Genomic DNA, 18,449 nt, shown 5'->3' with positions numbered 1-18,449 from the left:
GAGCGGATCGCGGATGCGTCCGTGCGGGCGGCCTAGACTGCTCGCATGGATGCCGACGATTTCGATACGCCGTGGAAGGAAGTGGTCATGCACCACTTTCCGGAGTTCATGGCGTTCTACTTTCCCTTTGCGCATGCCGCGATCGACTGGTCGCGGCCGCATATTTTTCTGGACCAGGAATTCGGCACGTTGACGCGCGATGCCGAGCTGGGCAAACGCCTGCTCGACAAGCTGGTCAGCGTGTATCTGCATGACGGCAGCGAGCAGTGGGTGCTGGTGCATCTGGAGGTGCAGGGCTGGCGCGATGCGCGGTTTGCCGAGCGTATGTTTGTCTACAATTATCGGGTCTACGATCGCTACCAGCGGCCGGTAGCCAGCCTGGCGCTGCTGACCGACGGCGGTGCGCGCTGGCGGCCCGGATCGTTTGGCTATCGGCTGCTGGGTTGCGAGATGCGGATCGAATTTCCGGTCGTGAAGCTGCGGGATTTCGCCGGCCGCATGGACGAATTGCGGGCGCATCTGAATCCCTTTGCGCTGGTGACGATGGCGCACCTTCAGGCGCGGCAAACCAAGGGGAACGCGCATCGGCGGCGTATCGCCAAATGGCGGCTTACCAAACTTCTGTATCAGCGTGATTGGGACAAGCAGCGTATCATCAATTTGTACCGGGTGATCGACTGGATCATGCGCCTGCCCGAGGGACTGGAGGCGCGCTTGCGATCCGGGATGTTGCAGATTGAAAGGAGGAAGGCCATGACTTATTTGTCTTCTATCGAACGTATCGGAATGGAAATTGGCAGGAAAGAAGGCAGGCAAGAGGGCAGGCAAGAAGGCTGGGTCGAGGTGCTCACCGAGCTGCTGACTCAACGCTTCGGCCCGCTGGATGCGCAGGTGCGGTTGCGCATCGCCGAGGCGGATGTGCCGCAGCTGTCCGCCTGGGCGCGCAACTTTGTCGACGCCACCTCGCTGGACGAGGTTTTCCGCAGCAGTTAAGCCGCCTCGGCCGCAATGGCGAAATGCGGCCCATTTGCCCCCCTGTTCCTCGGATCGTTTCCAGAGTGCATCGTCAATAATGGCACTGTCAGAGTAAAGGCGTCTCATCCGGAAGACGCACTGCTCGACTTAGACTCCTGAGAGCCGGCCATGAACGTCAAAAAATTTACTGCACCGACTTCCCGCGAGGCGCTGCGCAAAGTCCGCGAATCGCTCGGCCCCGATGCCGTGATCCTGTCCAATCGCCAGGCCGATGGCGGCGTTGAAATCCTCGCGCTGGCCAACGACGATGCCGCCTCGCTGGCCATGCCGGCGCCGCACTCGCCGATGGCCGATCCGGCGCCGTCGCTCGACCTGACCACCGCCGTGCCGTATGGCCGCGCCGACCAGCGCCAGGAGCCGCGCCTGGAACAGCGCATGGAGCCGCGTTTCGAATCGCCTACCGTAACCCCGGCGCCAGCCGCCCTGCCAGCGCAACCGGTGCGCCGCGTGGTGGCTTCCGCTTCGTCGTTCGCCAGCGCCACCAAGGCCGCAGCCGCAGCCGCAGTGCCGGCACCGGCGCCGGCCAGGGCCACGATCGACGCCGAGCAGATCGCCGCCTTGGTGAGCGCCGCCGTCGCCAGCGCCAAGCAGAACGCCGCCGCCGAGATGCAGGGCATGATGAGCGAAATCCGCGCCATGCGCGGCATGATGGAAACCCAGCTGGCCGAGATCTCCTGGGGCACCACCCAGGCGCGCGAGCCGCAGAAGGCCGCCGTGCTGCGCGAGATGCTGGCGGCCGGTTTCTCGGCCAGCCTGGCGCGCTACCTGATCGAAAAACTGCCGGCCAACCGCGACGCCGCCGACAGCCTGCGCTGGATCAAGAATGTCCTGACCCGCAACCTGCAAACCATGGCCAACGAAGACGCGCTGATCGAGCAGGGCGGCGTGTTCGCGCTGGTCGGCCCGACCGGCGTCGGCAAGACCACCAGCACCGCCAAGCTGGCCGCGCGCTGCGTGATGCGCCACGGCCCGGACAAGCTGGCCCTGATCACCACCGACGCCTATCGTATCGGCGCCCACGAGCAGCTGCGCATCTACGGCAAGATCCTCGGCGTGATGGTGCACTCGGTGAAGGACGAGGCCGACCTGCGCATCGCCCTGAAGGAACTGAAGAACAAGCACACGGTACTGATCGACACGGTCGGCGTCAGCCAGCGCGACCAGATGGTGACCGAGCAGGTATCGATGCTGCAAGGCGCCGGCTCCGACGTCAAGCGCCTGCTGTGCCTGAACGCGACGGCCACCCAGGAAACGCTGAACGAAGTGGTGCGTGCCTATCAAGGCAGCGGCCTGGCCGGCTGCATCATGACCAAGCTCGACGAGGCGGCCGCCATCGGCAACGTGCTCGACGTGGTGATCCGCCAGAAGCTCAATCTGTTCTACGTGTCGAACGGCCAGCGCGTGCCGGAAGACCTGCACCTGGCCGATCCGGCCTACCTGATCGACCGCGCTTTCAAGTTGAAACGCGACGTCGTCAACACCCAGTACCTGGACGCCGAACTGCCTCTGCTGATGAGCAACGGCCAGAACGAGCAAGCGCTGCGCGAGGTGCACCTTGGCTAATTTCGATTTCGACCAGGCGGAGGGCCTGCGCCGCATGCTGGCGGGGCCGCAGCCCCGCATCGTCACCTTCCTGTCGGCCACGCCGCAGGACGACAAGGGCGCCATGCTGGTCAACCTGGGCGCCTCGCTGGCGCGCGCCGGCAACGACGTGCTGCTGGTGGACGCCTGCGCCAGCGCCCACGGCGTGGCTTCGCGCCTGGGCGTGGACGGCGGCGCCAGCCTGCTCAACGTGGCGCGCCAGGAGTGCGCGCTCAACCAGGTGATCCACCAGGTGCCGCAAGGGTTCTCTGTGGCGTCGATGACACGCGGCGTGCCGCGCAGCGGTCCGGACGAGACGCGCCGCCTGGCCAAGGCCTTCGACGTGCTGGCCAAGCAGACCGGCATCGTCATCGTCGACGGCGAGTTCGACGGCGTGGCCTTCCCGGTGCCGGTCATGGCCAGCTCGGAAATCGTGGTGCAGGTGTCGAATAGCGCTACCTCGATCAAGGCCGCGTACAGTATGATCAAGCGCCTGAACCAGGAGCTGGGACGGCGGCCGTTCGGAATTGTGGTCACCGGGGCTTCCGAATCGGAAGCAAAGGTGGTATACGATAACATGGCACAGGCGGCCAGCCGATACCTCGCGGTGAACCTCGTTTCGATGGGATCGGTGCCGGCGGACGAATATCTGCAGCGCGCCGCACGCTTGGGGCGTGCGGTGGTCGATGCGTTTCCGCTGGCCGGGGCTTCGGTCGCGTTCCGTCAACTGGCGGGCCGCTTCGCGCTGGCCGGCTCGCCATCTTTCCGTTAAGGGAGCATGACAATTTTAGCGCTTAATCAATAATAAACAGGCTATGTACACGGTCAAAGGGAAAGTGGACAAGGATTCTTTGCTGACGGAGCATATGCCGTTGGTCAAACGCCTGGCCCATCACATGAAGGCGAAACTGCCGCCCAGCGTCGAAGTCGACGATCTGGTGCAAGCCGGGATGATCGGCCTGCTCGACGCCATCAGCCGTTACGAAGACACGCATGGCGCCCAGTTCGAAACCTACGCCGTGCTGCGCATCCGCGGCGCCATGCTCGACGAGCTGCGCAACAGCGACTGGCTGCCGCGCTCGATGCGCCAGAACATGCGCAAGATCGAGACCGCGATGAGCACGCTGCAGCAGCGCCTCGGCCATCCGCCGACCGAGTCGGAGGTGGCCAAGATGCTCAAGCTGTCGCTGGCCGATTATCAGGAAATGCTGTCCGACGGCGGCGGCCACCAGCTGGTGTACTACGAGGATTTTCACGACGACGACGGCAACGACAGCTTCCTCGACCGCTACTGCTCGGATGAGGAGAGCGATCCGTTGCGCTCGCTGCTGGACGGCGACTTCCGCCAGGCAGTGATCGACGCCATCGACGCGCTGCCGCCGCGCGAGAAGATCCTGATGGGGCTGTACTACGAAGAGGAGCTCAACTTGAAAGAAATCGGCGCCGTGATGGGCGTATCGGAATCGCGCGTATCGCAGCTGCATACGCAGGCCGTGGCGCGCTTGCGCGCCTCACTCCGGGAGCGGTCTTGGACTGGGCCAGCGTAGCCGGGGTGCTGCTGGCGCTGGCCGGCATCGTCGTCGGCCAGTCGCTCGAGGGCGGCAAGCTCGGCTCGCTGCTGCAGCCGGCCGCGTTCGCGATCGTGGTCATCGGCACCTTCGGCGCGGTGATGCTGCAGACCCGCTTCAAGACCTTCCTGCGCGGCGTGCGCATGCTGCGGCTGGTGTTCGCGCCGCCGGCCGACACCCGCGCCGTGCTGGCGCGCGACATCAACGCCTGGAACCTGGCGGCGCGCCGCGACGGCCTGCTGTCGCTGGAGCGCTACATGCTCTCGTCCAAGGACCAGTTCAACACCAAGGGCCTGCGCCTGATCGTCGACGGCATCAATCCCGACAAGCTGCGCCAGATCCTCGACACCGAGATCACCGCCTACGAGACCGAGGAGCGCCAGGCGGTGCGGATCTGGGAATCGGCGGCCGGCTATTCGCCCACCATCGGCATCCTGGGCGCGGTGCTGGGCCTGATCCACGTGATGGAGAACCTCACCGATCCGAGCAAGCTGGGCTCGGGCATCGCGGTGGCCTTCGTGTCGACCATCTACGGGGTCGGCCTGGCCAACCTGTTCTTCTACCCGATCGCCAACAAGCTCAAGGCCATCGTCACGCAGGCGGTGCACCAGCAGGAGATCGCCGCCGCCGTGTTCTACGACATCGCCACCGGCGACCACACGCGCGTCATCGACGAGCGCATCGCCACGCTGATGCGGGAACACTGACATGCAGAACCGCCGCGCGCGCAGGAAGTTCGACGACGAGCCGGAGAACCACGAGCGCTGGCTGATTTCCTACGCCGACTTCATCACGCTGCTGTTCGCCTTCTTCGTCGTCATGTACGCGATCTCGGTGGTCAACATCGGCCGCTACAAGGTGCTGTCGGTCGCGCTGGGGGACGCCTTCGGCGGCGCCGGCTCGGCCAAGCCGGTCACCACCGAGGTGCCCAACCTGCCCATCCCCAATCCCAACCTGCGCCGCCACGCCGAACTGCTGCGCAAGGAAAAAACCCAGATGACCAAGCTGGCGCAGGACTTGTTGTCCACGCTGGCGCCGCTGGTCAAGGAGGGCAAGGTGCGCGTCACGCAGAACAGCCGCGGCGTCAGCGTCGAGATCAACGCCTCGGTGCTGTTCGATCCGGGAGACGCGCGCCTGACCAGCGAATCGACCGAGGCGCTGCGCGCCGTGGCCGGCCTGCTCAAGAACGACGACCACAATGTGCAGGTGGAGGGCCACACCGACAACCAGCCGATCCGCAACGCGCTGTTCCCGTCCAACTGGGAGCTGTCGGCGGTGCGCGCCAGCAGCGTGGTGCGGCTGTTCATCGACGCCGGCGTGGCGCCGGGACGGTTGACGGCGGTGGGCTTCAGCTCGAACGTGCCGGTGGCGTCGAACGACAATCCGATCGGCCGCGCGCGCAATCGCCGCGTGGCGGTCACGATCTTGTCCGGTATTCCGGATACGGTGACGGAAGTGCCGACGCAGGCGCCGGCCCAGCAATAGATAAAATTGGATCAGCCGGCCAGGAATCCGCGGCTGCGGGGCAGGGTGGTGGACAGGCCGCCAGGGCCGTAGAAATTGTTGGCGCCGGCCGATTGCGGACGCAGCGCCTGCAGCGCGCCTTGCGTGTGGCCCATCTGCTTGTTGATCAGCATGCCGTTGATGCGGTTCAGTTCCTTGGCTTCGCGCGCGTGGTGCTGCAGCGCCTGCCACAGGGCGGTGGCTTCGGCGGCGTCGGCGCCGCTGGCGGCGACCCAGGCATCCATGCCGGCTTCCTCGGCCGGGTAGCCGGCCTTGCCCAGGGCGCGGTGGCGCTGGGCCGACAACAGGGTCATCTGCGTGACCAGTGCCGATTTCTTCGTGGTGACCGCCGTCAGGCCGTCGATTTCCGCCGCCACCAGGTGTTGCTGTTCCTGCTTCAGGACGCCCAGCAGGGTCGTCATGATCTGTTCTTCTTCGCGCAGGCTGTTCAGCGGGGTAGCGGTTGACATGGTAAGACCTATCGTTTGCGAGAGTGCAGCAGATCCTTGACTGTATCCAGCAAGCCATCCGCCACTTTTTCCGAGTTGACCTGGAACTGACCGTCGGCAATCGCCAGCTTGATGCGCTCGACCTTTTTGGTATCGAACACAGCGTTGGCGCCGCCGGCCGCACTGGCCGCCAATGCCTGGCCTTGCGGCGACAGGCGCACGTTGTCGGACGTTGCGGGTGTCGCCGGGGCGGCCGCCTTGTCCGCGCCGCGCGCGGTCGAGGTGGAAGCCGGGGTCGACGACGGCAAGCCGGTCGTGCTCTTCAATGTATCGTTGATTTTCACAGCATTATCCTTCTCTGGTAGGAGTACGAAACTCCGGGATCTGACTCTATAACGGCGGCCGCGCGCAAAACTTTAGCGTTGCTTTACCGCAAGATCCCCGGCGTTCCGTCAAAACGCCACCTCCACCAGTCCGCCCGCCTTGGCGATCCCGGTGATTTGCTGCCCACCGGAAGTTTTTACCTGGACCACCTGGCCGTCGCCGGCCGTGCTCATGGCGCGGGCTTCGGCCGAGACGCTGAAGCCGTTGCCGCTGGAAACCAGCCGCACCAGTTGCCCGGATTGCACCACCGGCTTGCTGCGCAGCGTATCGAGGCGCAGCGGGGTGCCCGGCGGCAGTGAAATATTGGTGCTGCGGCCGATCACCTGGCCCATGTCGGTGGCGATGCCGGCCGGCAGCGCGGTCAGGTCGCCCTTCAAGGTCACCAGCTGGCTGGCCTCGATGGCCTGGCCCTGGGCCAGCGGGGCGGCGCTGGCGATGTACTCGCCGACCACGGTGACCGTGGCTTGAATATATACCGTCCAGGCCGTTGGTGTCGCACAGCGCACGCCGACCGTGGTCTTGCCCCAGGCGCGCGCGCCGGGCATGAAGAAGGCCTGCGGATCGGGGCAGGCGGCCAGGTTCATGCGCGGGTCGATGGCGCCCACGGCGACCGTCACCTGGCCGGGCAGGCCGCCGCTTTGCACCTGCAGGAATTGTTCGACGCTGCGCTTGAGCGCGGCGGCGTCCTGGCGCAGCGGCGCTTGCTGGGCGTGGGCCGCCGGCAACAGGGCCAGCAGGGCGGCGGTGATGAGCAGTCGTTTCATGGCGTGTGAGTCCCCTTCAATATTGCCATCATAGTCTGGCAGCCTGGACTTGAAGCCTTGAATAGGACCGAAAAGCAGTGGCTTATCGCCGGATCGTTACCGCCGGCAACTCCGTATCATCGATCCTGTCATAACAAGTGCGTCCATTGGGAGCTGCCATGGTTGGGAAACTCGACGATTACCTGCGCTTTAACGAAGCCGCGCTGAGCCTGCGCTCTCAGCGGCAGAGCGTGCTCGCCTCGAACATCGCCAACGGCGACACGCCCAACTACAAGGCCCGCGACATCGATTTTTCCAGCGCCATGCAGGCCGCGCTGGACAAGGCCAGCCCCAGCGCCAACGCCACCTTGAAGACCACCGCCAGCAAGCATTACCCCAACCCCCTGCAAGACGGTACGACGATGGCGGACGGCACGCCGCTGCTGTACCGCGGCGTGGTGCAGGGCGCGGTCGACGGCAACACGGTCGACATGGATGTGGAACGCAACCAGTTCGCCGACAACGCCATCCGCTACGAGGCTGGCATCACCGCAATCAACGCCCAGATCAAAACCATGATGGCGGCGATACAGGGAGGTAGCTGATCATGTCGCTGTTTAATATTTTCAATGTTTCAGGTTCGGCCATGAGCGCCCAGGCGCAACGGCTCAACGTGGTGGCGTCCAACCTGGCCAACGCCGACAGCGCCACCAGCGCCAGCGGCGAGGCCTACCGCGCGCGCCAGGTGGTGTTCGAGGCCACCACGCCGACCGACGGCGGGGCCTCGACCGGGGTGCGGGTCAAGCAGGTGGTGGAAGACCAGTCGCCGATGAAGCAGATGTACGACCCCAAGCATCCGATGGCCGACGACAAGGGCTATGTGACCATGCCCAACGTGAACGTGGTCGACGAGATGGTCAACATGCTGTCGGCCTCGCGCTCCTACCAGACCAACGTCGAGACGATGAACGCGGCCAAGACGCTGCTGCTTAAAACCCTGACCATCGGCCAGTAATTCATAAGAGGACATCATGACCATCAGCGCAGTGATCGACACGCCCGTAGCGGCGCCGATCAACACCACCAACACCGGCAGCACCACCAAGTCCACCGACGACGTCGGCGCGGACCAGGACAAGTTCATGAAGCTGCTGGTGACGCAGCTGAAGAACCAGGACCCGCTGAACCCGATGGACAACGCGGCCATGACCAGCCAGCTGGCCCAGCTGTCGACGGTGACCGGCATCAACAAGGTCAACGCCACGCTGGAATCGCTGCGCACCGACCAGGCCGCCTCGCAATCGCTGACCGCGACCAACCTGATCGGCAAGGGCGTGCTGGTGGCGGGCAAGGGCGTCGACCTGACGACCAGCACCGACAGCGCCGGCACGACCACCAGCACCAGCGTGTTCGGCATCGACCTGGCCTCGCCGGCCGAGAGCGTGACGATCTCGATCCAGGACAAGAGCGGCGCCGTGGTGCGTACCATGAGCATGAAGAGCACCGACGTCGGCACCTACCCGATCACCTGGGACGGCACCACCGACGCCAAGACCACCGCGCCGGCCGGCAGCTACACCTTCACGGTGAAGGCGGTCAGCGCCGGCAAGACCCTGACCGACGCCACGCCGCTGCAGCTGGCGGCGGTGGCCAGCGTGTCGACCGGCAGCGGCGGCGTCAAATTGAATACCTCGCTCGGACAGTTCGCGATGTCCGATATCAAAGAAGTTTTGTAACGCAGTTCACACGTCACACCTAGCATAGGGGAATACCATGTTCCAACAAGGACTTAGCGGCCTGAACGCAGCATCCAAATCGCTGGACGTCATCGGCAACAACATCGCCAACGCCAGCACCGTTGGCTTCAAGGGCTCGCAGGCGCAGTTCGCCGACCTGTACGCCAACTCGCTGAACGGCGTGTCGGGCAACAACCCGGGCATCGGTGTGACGACCGCCAAGCTGGCCCAGCAATTCACGCAGGGGAATATCGAGACCAGCAACAATCCGCTGGACATCTCGATCAACGGCGGCGGCTTCTTCCGCGAAGTGGTGAACGGCGCGGTGCAGTACTCGCGCAACGGCCAGTTCCATGAAGATAACACCCACACGCTGGTCAACGCGCAGGGCGCGGTGCTGACCGGCTACCTGTCGAACGCGGCCGGTGTGATCCAGCTGGGCGCGCCGACCCCGCTGACGCTGGACAAGTCCGACCTGACGCCGGTGCAAACCACCACCGCCAACTTCCAGCTGAACCTGAGCTCGGCGGAGAAGGTGCCGGCCACGATCCCGTTCGACGCCGGTGATCCGACCAGCTACAACAAGCAGACCGTGCTGAACGTGTTCGACAGCCTGGGCACTTCGCACATCATGACGACCTACTACGTCAAGACCGACGCCAACACCTGGGACGTGTACGCGGCGGCCGACAACAAGGAAATCGTTTCCGGCGGCGTGGCCGCGGCGATCAATCTTGATGCCACCGTGAAGGCCGCCCGCAGCGCGTACAACGACGCGGTGCGCGCGACCCCGCCGGACCCGGCCGCGATCGCCGCCGCCGCGTTCACCTATGCGCAAGCGGCTCATGATTCGATGAAGACGGCGGCCCAGGTGCCGCCAGCCGCCGCGTCCCAGGCGCAGCTGGACGCGCTGGATGCCGCCATGACCGCGCTTGATCCGACCGGCAGCAATTCGATCACCGGCATGACGCCGGACCAGATCAACGCCAAGCTGGCCGCCGCCATCACGGTGCCCGCCGTCAAGGCCGGTACGCTGCTGTTCACCAAGACCGGCGTGCTGGACCCCGAGGCGATGGCCTTGATGCAACCGACGCCGCAAACGCTGCCGTTCAACATCAGCCTGCCGATCTTCCCCGATACCGGCTCCCAGCAGCCGATGGTGGTCGCCACCACGTTCGACAAGACCACCCAGTACGGCAGCGTCACCAACGACCTGGGCTCGGTGCAGAACGGCTACTCGGCCGGCTCGTGGCAGCGTTACGCCATCGACGCCAACGGCGTGATCCTGGGCCAGTACAGCAACGGCAAGTCGCGTCCGATGGGGCAGATCGCCATGGCCAACTTCGCCAGCGTCGACGGCCTGACCCCGCTGGGCAACAACGCCTGGGCGGAAAGCTCGGCCTCGGGCACGCCGCAGGTCGGGGTGCCGAACGCCGGCTCGATGGGTTCGCTGCGCGCCAGCTCGGTCGAAGTGTCGAACGTCGACCTGACGGCCGAACTGGTCAACATGATCACCGCGCAGCGCGTCTACCAGGCCAATGCGCAGACCATCAAGACCGAGGATTCGGTGCTGCAAACCCTGGTCAACCTCCGGTAATCGGGTAAGCCATGGACCGCCTGGTTTATACCGCGATGACAGGGGCGCGGCACGTGATGGAGCAGCAGGCCACCGTCGCCAACAACCTGTCCAACGCCACCACCACCGGCTTCCGCGCCCAGCTCGACACGTTCCGGGCCGTGCCGGTGGTGTCGGAGGGCTTGCAGACGCGCGCCTTCGTGGTCGATTCCACGGTGGGCGCCGACATGCGCGCCGGCCCGATCCAGACCACCGGGCGCGCGCTGGACATCGCGGTGCGCGACCAGGGCTGGATCGCGGTGCAGTCGGCCGATGGTTCGGAAGCCTACACCCGCAACGGCAGCCTGAAGGTCAGCGAGAACGGCCTGCTGCAAACGACCAGCGGCCAGACGCTGGTGGGCGACGGCGGCCCGATCGCCATCCCGCCCGACACCACGGTGTCGGTGGCCGGCGACGGCACGGTCAGCACCATCTCGACCGATTTCAAGCCCGGCCCGGCCAATGTGCTGGGGCGGATCAAGCTGGTCAACCCGGATCCCAAGGGCCTGGTGCGCGGCGACGACGGCCTATTCCGGCAGGTCAGCGGCACGCCGGCCGAGAACGACCCGGCGGTGCGCGTGGTCGACGGCGCGCTCGAGGGCAGCAACGTCAATCCGGTCGATTCCATGGTCAACATGATCAGCCTGGCAAGGCAGTTTGAAATGCAAATGAGCCTGATGAAGAACGCCGAGAATAACGCCGCAAAAGCCACCCAGATCCTCGCTTTGAGTTGATGCCCTCTCCCGCATAATGGTTGCGTGGGATGAGTAGCTGTCGCTTTTGACGGCTCCCGTCCGAGCAACGGGAGAAGCATCATGATACGTTCACTGTGGATCGCCAAGACCGGCATGGAAGCGCAACAGACCGCGCTCGATGTCACGTCCAACAACCTGGCCAACGTCAGCACCAACGGCTTCAAGAAGTCGCGCGCGGTGTTCGAGGATCTGCTGTACCAGAACATCCGCCAGCCGGGCGGGCAGTCGTCGCAGCAGACCAATCTGCCGTCGGGCATGCAGCTGGGTACCGGCGTGCGGCCGGTGGCGATCGAACGGGTCCACACCCAGGGCAATCCCCAGTCGACCGGCAACGACAAGGACCTGATGGTCAACGGCAACGGCTTTTTCAACGTGCTGCTGCCGGACGGCACCACCGCCTACACCCGCGACGGCTCCTTCCAGCGCGACAACAACGGCCAGATGGTCACCTCCAGCGGCTTCGTGCTGCAGCCGGCCATCACCATCCCGATCACCGCGCAATCGATCACCGTGGGCCGCGACGGCACCGTCTCGGTCACGCTGCCGGGCCAGGTGGCGCCGCAGCAGATCGGCAGCATCCAGCTGTCGACCTTCATCAACCCGACCGGGCTGGAATCGAAGGGCGAGAACCTGTACGTCGAGACCGGCGCCTCCGGCAATCCGCAGACCAACACCCCGGGCACCAACGGCACCGGCGTCATCATGCAGGGCTATGTGGAAACCTCGAACGTCAACGTGGTCGAGGAGATGGTCAATATGATCCAGACCCAGCGCGCCTACGAGATCAATTCGAAGGCCATCACGACCTCCGACCAGATGCTGGCCAAGCTGTCGCAGATGTAAGGAGCAGAGCATGAAATACGCCATCACCATCGTCGCCGCCGCCATCGGCCTGAGCGGCTGCATGACCACCCCGACCTCCATCGTGCAGATGCCGATGACGGCGCGTCCGCTGACCAGCGAGCAGCTGCAGACGGCGCCCTCCAACGGCGCGATCTACCAGAACGCCGCCTTCCGTCCCATCTTCGAGGACCGCCGCGCGCGCCACGTGGGCGATGTGCTGACGTTGGTCATCACCGAGAAAACCTCGGCCGTGAAAGCCGGCGCCAGCTCGGGCAACAAGTCCGGCAGCGTCAGCGCCAGCGTGCCGCATCCGCTGCAATCGACCTTCGGCGCCACGCTCAGCGCCAACAACGCCAGCAAGTACGCCGACGGCGACAACCAGTCGGCCAGCAACACCTTCACCGGCACCATGGGCGTGACCGTGGTCGAGGTGCTGGCCAACGGCAACCTCATCGTGGCAGGCGAGAAGCAGGTGGCGATGAACAAGGGCGTGGAGTTCATCCGCTTCTCCGGCATGATCAATCCCGACAATATCGCCACCGGCAACACGGTGCAGTCGACCGCCGTGGCCGACGCCAAGGTCGAGTACCGCACCAACAGCCAGATCGACCGCGCCGAGATGGCGTCGATGGCGTCGCGCTTCTTCCAAAGCCTGTTACCTTTCTGATGGCGACCATGGACAGCACTCAATCAATCATGCAGGGCGCGCGCAGGCTGGCGGCGCTGTCGCTGGTGGCGGTCTCGTTGCTGGCGCAGCCGGCACAGGCCGAGCGTCTGCGCGACCTGGCCAGCATCGCCGGCGTGCGGCAGAATCAGCTGATCGGTTACGGCCTGGTCGTCGGCCTCGACGGCAGCGGCGACCAGACCACGCAGACCCCGTTCACCGTGCAGAGCGTGGTCTCCATGCTGCAGCAGCTGGGCGTGAACCTGCCGCAGGGCACCTCGCTGCAATTGAAGAACGTCGCCGCCGTGATGGTGACGGCCTCGCTGCCACCGTTCGCGCAGCCGGGCCAGACGCTCGACATCACCGTCTCGTCGATGGGCAACGCCAAGAGCCTGCGCGGCGGCACGCTCTTGATGACGCCGCTCAAGGGCGCCGACGGCCAGGTCTACGGCATGGCCCAGGGCAATGTGCTGGTGGGCGGCGTGGGCGTGGCGGCCGGCGGCGCGGGCGGCAGCTCGCTGACCGTCAACCACCTGAGCGTGGGCAAGATCTCCGGCGGCGCCACGGTCGAGCGCGCGGTGGCCTCCAGCCTGGGCGAGGGCAACTTCATCAAGCTGGAGTTGAACACCGCCGACTTCGCCACCGCCAGCCGCGTGGTCGAGGTGATCAACGACAAATACGGTCCCGGCATCGCGTACGCGCTGGACAGCCGCGTGATCCGCGTGCAGTCGCCCAGCAGCAGCGACCAGCGCGTGAGCTTCATCGGCACCCTGCAGGACATGCAGGTCAACCCGGCCGAGCAGCCGGCCAAGGTGATCATGAACGCGCGCACCGGCTCGGTGGTGATGAACCGCGCCGTCACGCTCGACACCTGCGCCATCTCGCACGGCAACCTGTCGATCTCGGTGACGGCCGATCCGCAGATCAGCCAGCCCAATCCGCTGTCGGGCGGGCGCACCGTGGTCGCGCCCAACCAGCAGGTGGGCATCAAGGCCGACAGCGGCAAGGTCATGCTGGTCAAGGGCGGCGCTTCGCTGGCCGACGTGGTCAAGGCGCTCAACGCCATCGGCGCCACGCCGCAGGATCTGCTGGCCATTTTGCAGGCGATGAAAGCGGCCGGATCGCTGCGCGCCGAGCTGGAAATCATTTAAGCGGGGCGCATCATGACCAGTCCAAACACCTCCAACGACCTCAGCAGCAAGTTCGCCCTCGACGTCAAAGACATGGGCAGCCTGCGGCAGTCGGCCAAGGCCGGCAGCCCGGAGGCGTTGAAGACGGCCGCCACGCAGTTCGAAGCCATGTTCGTCAACATGATGATGAAGAGCATGCGCGAGGCCACGCCGCAGGACGGCATGATGGACAGCCAGCAGACCAAGATGTTCACCACCATGCTGGACCAGCAGACCAGCCAGAACATCGCCAAGAAGGGCATCGGCCTGTCGGACATGCTGATCCGTCAATTGTCCAAGACCGCCGACAAGCAGGCGCTGGCGATCGGCAACGAGGCCGGCGACACCGGCAGCGGCGCCAACGGCGGCAGCTTCGGCGGCCTGGCCAGCCTGATGGACGCCAAGCTGCAGCGCGCCATCGCGGCGGCCGGCGGCGCCGGCGCGGTGGGGGCGGCCGGCTCGGTGGACGACAACAGCGCGGTGCCGGCCACGGTCAAGGGCAGCCAGGCGGCGCACGTGCGCAGCTTCCAGCAAAAGCTCGGGGCGGACGCCGAGGAGGCCAGCCGCGCCACCGGCATCCCGGCCAAGTTCATGCTGGGCCAGGCGGCGCTGGAGAGCGGCTGGGGCAAGCGCGAGATCAAGGGCCGCGACGGCAGCAACAGCCACAACCTGTTCGGCATCAAGGCCGGCGGCGACTGGAAGGGCAAGGTGGTCGAGGCCACCACCACCGAATATGTCAACGGCAAGGCGCAGACCAAGGTCGAGCGCTTCCGCGCCTACGACAGCTACAGCGACAGCTTCAAGGACTACGCCAAGCTGTTGGCCAGCAATCCGCGCTACGAGAAGGTGCTGGCCAGCGCGGGCGACGCCAGCAGCTTCGCGCACGGCTTGCAGAAGGCGGGCTACGCCACCGACCCGAATTACGCGAACAAGCTGACCAGCATCATCAAGCGCTCGCTGGCCGGCTAGTCAAGTTTGGCGGCGGCCTGCCGTTACCACCTTACAGATAGAGTAAAAACATCATGTCACTTCTCAGCATCGGCAAAAGCGGTTTGTTGGCGGCCCAGGTAGGTCTGTCGACCACCGGCAACAACATCACCAACGCTGGTGTTGCGGGATACAGCCGCCAGGCCGCCATCCAGTCCGACACCGCGACCCAGGACCAGGGCTTCGGCTTCGTCGGCAGCGGCACCGAGGTGTCGGCCGTGCGCCGCTACTACGACAACTTCCTCGCGGTGCAGCTGCGCAACGCCGAGTCCAGCCAGGCCTCGCTGGACGCCTACACCAAGCAGATCAGCCAGGTCGACAACCTGCTGGCCGATCCCACCGCCGGCCTGTCGCCGGCGCTGCAGGACTTCTTCAACGGCGTGCAGGACGCCACGTCGAATCCAGCCTCGGCCGCGTCGCGCCAGGCGATGCTGTCGAGCGCCAGTTCGCTGGCCGGGCGCTTCCAGGGCTTGAGCGCGCGGCTGACCGAGATCGCCTCCGGCGTCAACGGCCAGATCACGTCCAACGTCGGCGAGATCAACTCCTTCGCCAAGGAGATCGCCGCCCTGAACAACACCATCGCCGGCCTGAGCGTGGACGGCAAGGCGCCCAACGACCTGCTGGACCACCGCGACCAGATGCTGACCGAGCTCAACAAGCTGGTCAAGACCACCGTCATCCCCGGCGACAACAACACGCTGACGGTGGAGTTCGGCACCGGCCAGCCGCTGGTGGTGGGCAACACCGCCTTCCAGCTGGCGACCTCGACCTCGCCGACCGACGCCAGCCGCGTGACGGTGGGCTACCAGTCGCCCAGCGGCGCCTTCAGCGCCTTGCCGGACAGCGTGTTGACCGGTGGCCAGCTGGGCGGCCTGATCACGTTCCGCGACGGCACCATGGACCGCGCGCAAAACTCGCTGGGCCAGATCGCGGCCGGGCTGGCGGTCAGCTTCAACGCCCAGCACGTGCTGGGGCAGGACCAGAACGGCGCGCTGGGCACGCCGTTCTTCGGGCCGATCAACGCCTATGTCGGCGTCAACAGCCACAACTCGCAGGCCAGCACGGCCAGCGTCAGCGCGGTGGTCACCGACGCCAGCAAGCTCACCGCCAGCGACTACAGCGTGGATTTCGACGGCACCAATTTCAACGTCACCCGCCTCAGCGACGGCCAGATCACGCAGATCAACCCCTTCCCGCAGACGGTGCCGCAAACCATCGACGGCGTCGACTACACGATCACCGGGGCGCCGCAGGCCAAGGACAATTTCCTGGTGCGGCCGACCTACAACGCGGCGAACGACTTCAAGGTCGCCATCACCGACCGCACCAAGATCGCGCTGGCGGCGCCGATCGCCACCGCCGCGCCGACCACCAACGCCGGCAACGCCAAGATCAGCGCCGGCACGGTCGATCCCGCTTACCTGACGCCGGGCAACGCGCTGGCGGCGCCGGTCACGCTGACCTACGACAAGGCCAGCGGTTCGCTGTCGGGTTTCCCGCCGGCGCAGGACGTGACGGTGACGGTCAACGGCGTGGCCACCGTGTACCCGGCCGGCACGCCGAGCGTGCCCTACACCCCGGGTGCGGCGATCAGCTTCGGCGGGGTCAACTTCAACATCAGCGGCACGCCGGCCGACCTCGACACGTTCACCGTCGGGCCCAACGTCAGCGGCGTGGGCGACAGCCGCAACGGCGCCCTGCTGGCCGGGCTGCAGACCAAGAACATCCTCGACAACGGCAACGCCACCTACCAGACCACCTACGCGCAGATGGTCAACTTCGTCGGCAACAAGGCGCGCGAGGCGCAGATCAGCGGCTCGGCCGCCGACGCCGCCGTGGCCCAGGCCACCACGCAGCAGCAGAGCGTCTCCGGTGTGAACCTGGATGAGGAGGCGGCAAATCTGTTACGCTATCAACAGGCGTACCAGGCCAGCGGCAAAGTGATGCAGGTCGCCAGCACGTTGTTTGATGTCCTGCTCAACATTAGGTAATTATCATGACCATGCGTATCAGTTCCAAGACGATCTACGACGTCGGTGTCGGCCAGATCGGCACGCTGCAGACCGCGCTGGCCCGCACCCAGCAGCAACTGGCGACCAACCGCAAGAACCTGACCGCGGCCGACGATCCGATCGCCACCGCGCGCGCGCTGGAAGTGACGCAGTCGCAGTCGATCAACACTCAGCTGGTGACCAACCGTTCCAACGCCAAGGGCACGCTGTCGCTGGAGACGGTGGCGCTGGCCAGCTCGACCTCGATCCTGCAGGACATCAAGACGCTGACCGTCAACGCCGGCAACGGCGGCATGACGCAGAAGGACCGCGAGTCGCTGGCGACCGAACTGGAGGGGCGTCTGGCCGACCTGCTGGGCCAGGCCAACACCGCCGACGGCACGGGCGGCTATGTGTTCTCCGGCTACAAGTCGACCACCCTGCCGTTCACGCAGACCGCCACCGGCGCCGCCTACCAGGGCGACCAGGGGCAGCGCGAGCTGCAGGTGGGCTCGACCCGCAAGCTGCCGATCAGCGATTCCGGCGAGTCGGTGTTCGAGAACAACGCGACCGGCAACGGCACCTTCGTCACCGGCGCCGATCCGGCCAACTTCACGCGCGGCGGTTCGGGCATCATCAGCGCCGGCTCGGTCAAGGACGCGACCCAGCTGACCGGCCACAAGTACCAGGTGGATTTCCAGGTGGTGCCGGCCACGCCGGGCACGCCCAAGGTGACCACCTACACCGTCACCGACCTGACGCTGAACCAGCCGGTGCCGCCGGCGCCGGTGCCGGCCGTGCCGCAGCCCTACGTCAGCGGGCAGAACATCACCTTCGACGGCGTGCAGTTCGACGTCAAGGGCGACCCGGCCGACCTCGACAACTTCACGGTGCAGCCGAGCACCAAGCAATCGATCTTCACCACGGTGACCGACCTGATCGCCGCCTTGCGCGCGCCGGGCGACGGCGCGGCGGGGCAGGCCAGCCTGAACAACAAGCTGAACCAGGCGCACATGAACATCGACAACGCCACCGACAATCTGCTGTCGATCCAGTCGGAGGTGGGATCGCGGCTGAAGGAGCTGGACTACCTGGACAGTTCCGGCGACGATTTGAATCTGCAGTACGCCACCACGCTGTCGGACTTGCAGGACGTCGACACGGTGAAGGCGATCTCGCTGTTCACGCAGCAGCAGACCACGCTGGACGCGGCGCAGAAATCGTTCAAGAGCCTGGCTGGGCTATCGCTGTTCAACTACATCACCTGATCCCGGCGCCTACGGCGCCGCCATGAAAAAAGCCCCGACGCTTGCGCGCTCGGGGCTTTTTTGTGGCCAATCCAGGAAGCAACTTTGGGGTCAAGTCTGACATTCGGACACGAGCTTTACCGTAGCATTGCGCCCCAACCGTTTGTTGTCGATTGTTG

At 65.6% G+C, this 18,449-nt stretch carries 20 protein-coding genes; 17 read left to right on the top strand and 3 right to left on the bottom strand.

Annotation, left to right across the window (positions count from 1 at the left end; genetic code table 11):
* The first annotated feature begins 45 nt into the window (after positions 1-45).
* The 6 genes from HUX88_RS25495 (at position 46) to motD (ending at position 5,669) form a co-directional block, all read left to right on the top strand.
* Positions 46-993: a DUF4351 domain-containing protein gene (locus tag HUX88_RS25495; RefSeq protein WP_176363590.1), complete on the top strand. Its 948-nt coding sequence runs from the start codon at positions 46-48 to the stop codon at positions 991-993.
* Between the two features lie 150 nt (positions 994-1,143).
* A complete protein-coding gene (gene flhF, locus HUX88_RS25490) occupies positions 1,144-2,598 on the top strand; it encodes a flagellar biosynthesis protein FlhF (RefSeq protein ID WP_176363589.1) in 1,455 nt (484 codons plus the stop codon).
* Complete coding sequence (locus HUX88_RS25485) at positions 2,591-3,388, top strand: antiactivator of flagellar biosynthesis FleN protein (protein ID WP_117011654.1); 798 nt, start codon at positions 2,591-2,593, stop codon at positions 3,386-3,388. The genes flhF and HUX88_RS25485 overlap by 8 nt, the downstream gene beginning before the upstream one ends.
* 43 nt (positions 3,389-3,431) lie before the next feature.
* On the top strand, positions 3,432-4,163 hold the full coding sequence (locus HUX88_RS25480) for an RNA polymerase sigma factor FliA (RefSeq protein WP_116990414.1): 732 nt from the start codon (positions 3,432-3,434) through the stop codon (positions 4,161-4,163).
* A complete protein-coding gene (locus HUX88_RS25475) occupies positions 4,145-4,891 on the top strand; it encodes a flagellar motor protein (protein WP_117011653.1) in 747 nt (248 codons plus the stop codon). The genes HUX88_RS25480 and HUX88_RS25475 overlap by 19 nt, the downstream gene beginning before the upstream one ends.
* Position 4,892: 1 nt before the next feature.
* Complete coding sequence (gene motD / locus HUX88_RS25470) at positions 4,893-5,669, top strand: flagellar motor protein MotD (protein WP_117011652.1); 777 nt, start codon at positions 4,893-4,895, stop codon at positions 5,667-5,669.
* Between the two features lie 11 nt (positions 5,670-5,680).
* Here the strand turns inward: motD and HUX88_RS25465 are convergent, their stop codons facing one another.
* From HUX88_RS25465 to flgA, 3 genes are all read right to left on the bottom strand, one after another.
* Positions 5,681-6,157 carry a flagella synthesis protein FlgN gene (locus HUX88_RS25465; RefSeq protein WP_117011651.1) on the bottom strand — a complete coding sequence of 159 codons (477 nt, stop codon included), beginning with the start codon at positions 6,155-6,157 and terminating at the stop codon, positions 5,681-5,683.
* 8 nt (positions 6,158-6,165) lie between these two features.
* Positions 6,166-6,480: a flagellar biosynthesis anti-sigma factor FlgM gene (gene flgM / locus HUX88_RS25460; RefSeq protein ID WP_116990410.1), complete on the bottom strand. Its 315-nt coding sequence runs from the start codon at positions 6,478-6,480 to the stop codon at positions 6,166-6,168.
* A 108-nt stretch (positions 6,481-6,588) separates the two neighbouring features.
* Positions 6,589-7,284 (bottom strand): flagellar basal body P-ring formation chaperone FlgA, encoded by a 696-nt coding sequence (flgA, locus tag HUX88_RS25455; RefSeq protein WP_117011650.1) that lies wholly within the window; start codon positions 7,282-7,284, stop codon positions 6,589-6,591.
* A 158-nt stretch (positions 7,285-7,442) separates the two neighbouring features.
* On the opposite strand from flgA, the gene flgB reads away from it, so the two are divergent.
* The 11 genes from flgB (at position 7,443) to flgL (ending at position 18,291) form a co-directional block, all read left to right on the top strand.
* Positions 7,443-7,868 (top strand): flagellar basal body rod protein FlgB, encoded by a 426-nt coding sequence (gene flgB / locus HUX88_RS25450; RefSeq protein ID WP_161089410.1) that lies wholly within the window; start codon positions 7,443-7,445, stop codon positions 7,866-7,868.
* A gap of 2 nt (positions 7,869-7,870) precedes the next feature.
* A complete protein-coding gene (flgC, locus tag HUX88_RS25445; RefSeq protein ID WP_117011648.1) occupies positions 7,871-8,278 on the top strand; it encodes a flagellar basal body rod protein FlgC in 408 nt (135 codons plus the stop codon).
* Positions 8,279-8,294: 16 nt separating this feature from the next.
* Complete coding sequence (locus HUX88_RS25440) at positions 8,295-8,999, top strand: flagellar hook assembly protein FlgD (RefSeq protein ID WP_176363588.1); 705 nt, start codon at positions 8,295-8,297, stop codon at positions 8,997-8,999.
* Between the two features lie 37 nt (positions 9,000-9,036).
* Entirely contained in the window at positions 9,037-10,596 is a 1,560-nt protein-coding gene (locus HUX88_RS25435; RefSeq protein ID WP_117011646.1) for a flagellar hook protein FlgE, read from the top strand.
* Positions 10,597-10,607: 11 nt separating this feature from the next.
* Positions 10,608-11,348: a flagellar basal-body rod protein FlgF gene (gene flgF / locus HUX88_RS25430; protein ID WP_117011645.1), complete on the top strand. Its 741-nt coding sequence runs from the start codon at positions 10,608-10,610 to the stop codon at positions 11,346-11,348.
* Between the two features lie 81 nt (positions 11,349-11,429).
* Complete coding sequence (gene flgG / locus HUX88_RS25425) at positions 11,430-12,212, top strand: flagellar basal-body rod protein FlgG (protein WP_117011644.1); 783 nt, start codon at positions 11,430-11,432, stop codon at positions 12,210-12,212.
* Positions 12,213-12,222: 10 nt separating this feature from the next.
* Positions 12,223-12,879, top strand: a complete 657-nt coding sequence (locus HUX88_RS25420) for a flagellar basal body L-ring protein FlgH (protein ID WP_117011643.1) — start codon at positions 12,223-12,225, stop codon at positions 12,877-12,879.
* Positions 12,880-12,908: 29 nt separating this feature from the next.
* Entirely contained in the window at positions 12,909-14,027 is a 1,119-nt protein-coding gene (locus HUX88_RS25415) for a flagellar basal body P-ring protein FlgI (protein WP_373886841.1), read from the top strand.
* 12 nt (positions 14,028-14,039) lie between these two features.
* Positions 14,040-15,014 carry a flagellar assembly peptidoglycan hydrolase FlgJ gene (gene flgJ, locus HUX88_RS25410; RefSeq protein WP_117011641.1) on the top strand — a complete coding sequence of 325 codons (975 nt, stop codon included), beginning with the start codon at positions 14,040-14,042 and terminating at the stop codon, positions 15,012-15,014.
* A gap of 53 nt (positions 15,015-15,067) precedes the next feature.
* Positions 15,068-17,023: a flagellar hook-associated protein FlgK gene (gene flgK, locus HUX88_RS25405; protein ID WP_176363587.1), complete on the top strand. Its 1,956-nt coding sequence runs from the start codon at positions 15,068-15,070 to the stop codon at positions 17,021-17,023.
* A 5-nt stretch (positions 17,024-17,028) separates the two neighbouring features.
* A complete protein-coding gene (gene flgL, locus HUX88_RS25400; RefSeq protein WP_117011639.1) occupies positions 17,029-18,291 on the top strand; it encodes a flagellar hook-associated protein FlgL in 1,263 nt (420 codons plus the stop codon).
* Positions 18,292-18,449: the final 158 nt, after the last annotated feature.

Origin of the sequence: Duganella sp. BJB1802 (assembly GCF_013369445.1) — a bacterium.
Taxonomy (GTDB): domain Bacteria; phylum Pseudomonadota; class Gammaproteobacteria; order Burkholderiales; family Burkholderiaceae_D; genus Rugamonas; species Rugamonas vulcania_A.
This window is presented reverse-complemented; position numbering and strand designations above follow the sequence as displayed.

Bases quoted from the DNA above. Each gene is read 5' to 3' on its own strand.
- HUX88_RS25495 (WP_176363590.1), top strand. From the start codon at position 46: ATGGATGCCGACGATTTCGATACGCCGTGGAAGGAAGTGGTCATGCAC.
- flhF (WP_176363589.1), top strand. From the start codon at position 1,144: ATGAACGTCAAAAAATTTACTGCACCGACTTCCCGCGAGGCGCTGCGC.
- HUX88_RS25480 (WP_116990414.1), top strand. From the start codon at position 3,432: ATGTACACGGTCAAAGGGAAAGTGGACAAGGATTCTTTGCTGACGGAG.
- motD (WP_117011652.1), top strand. From the start codon at position 4,893: ATGCAGAACCGCCGCGCGCGCAGGAAGTTCGACGACGAGCCGGAGAAC.
- HUX88_RS25465 (WP_117011651.1), bottom strand. From the start codon at position 6,157: ATGTCAACCGCTACCCCGCTGAACAGCCTGCGCGAAGAAGAACAGATC.
- flgA (WP_117011650.1), bottom strand. From the start codon at position 7,284: ATGAAACGACTGCTCATCACCGCCGCCCTGCTGGCCCTGTTGCCGGCG.
- flgB (WP_161089410.1), top strand. From the start codon at position 7,443: ATGGTTGGGAAACTCGACGATTACCTGCGCTTTAACGAAGCCGCGCTG.
- flgC (WP_117011648.1), top strand. From the start codon at position 7,871: ATGTCGCTGTTTAATATTTTCAATGTTTCAGGTTCGGCCATGAGCGCC.
- HUX88_RS25440 (WP_176363588.1), top strand. From the start codon at position 8,295: ATGACCATCAGCGCAGTGATCGACACGCCCGTAGCGGCGCCGATCAAC.
- HUX88_RS25435 (WP_117011646.1), top strand. From the start codon at position 9,037: ATGTTCCAACAAGGACTTAGCGGCCTGAACGCAGCATCCAAATCGCTG.
- flgF (WP_117011645.1), top strand. From the start codon at position 10,608: ATGGACCGCCTGGTTTATACCGCGATGACAGGGGCGCGGCACGTGATG.
- flgG (WP_117011644.1), top strand. From the start codon at position 11,430: ATGATACGTTCACTGTGGATCGCCAAGACCGGCATGGAAGCGCAACAG.
- HUX88_RS25420 (WP_117011643.1), top strand. From the start codon at position 12,223: ATGAAATACGCCATCACCATCGTCGCCGCCGCCATCGGCCTGAGCGGC.
- HUX88_RS25415 (WP_373886841.1), top strand. From the start codon at position 12,909: ATGCAGGGCGCGCGCAGGCTGGCGGCGCTGTCGCTGGTGGCGGTCTCG.
- flgJ (WP_117011641.1), top strand. From the start codon at position 14,040: ATGACCAGTCCAAACACCTCCAACGACCTCAGCAGCAAGTTCGCCCTC.
- flgK (WP_176363587.1), top strand. From the start codon at position 15,068: ATGTCACTTCTCAGCATCGGCAAAAGCGGTTTGTTGGCGGCCCAGGTA.
- flgL (WP_117011639.1), top strand. From the start codon at position 17,029: ATGACCATGCGTATCAGTTCCAAGACGATCTACGACGTCGGTGTCGGC.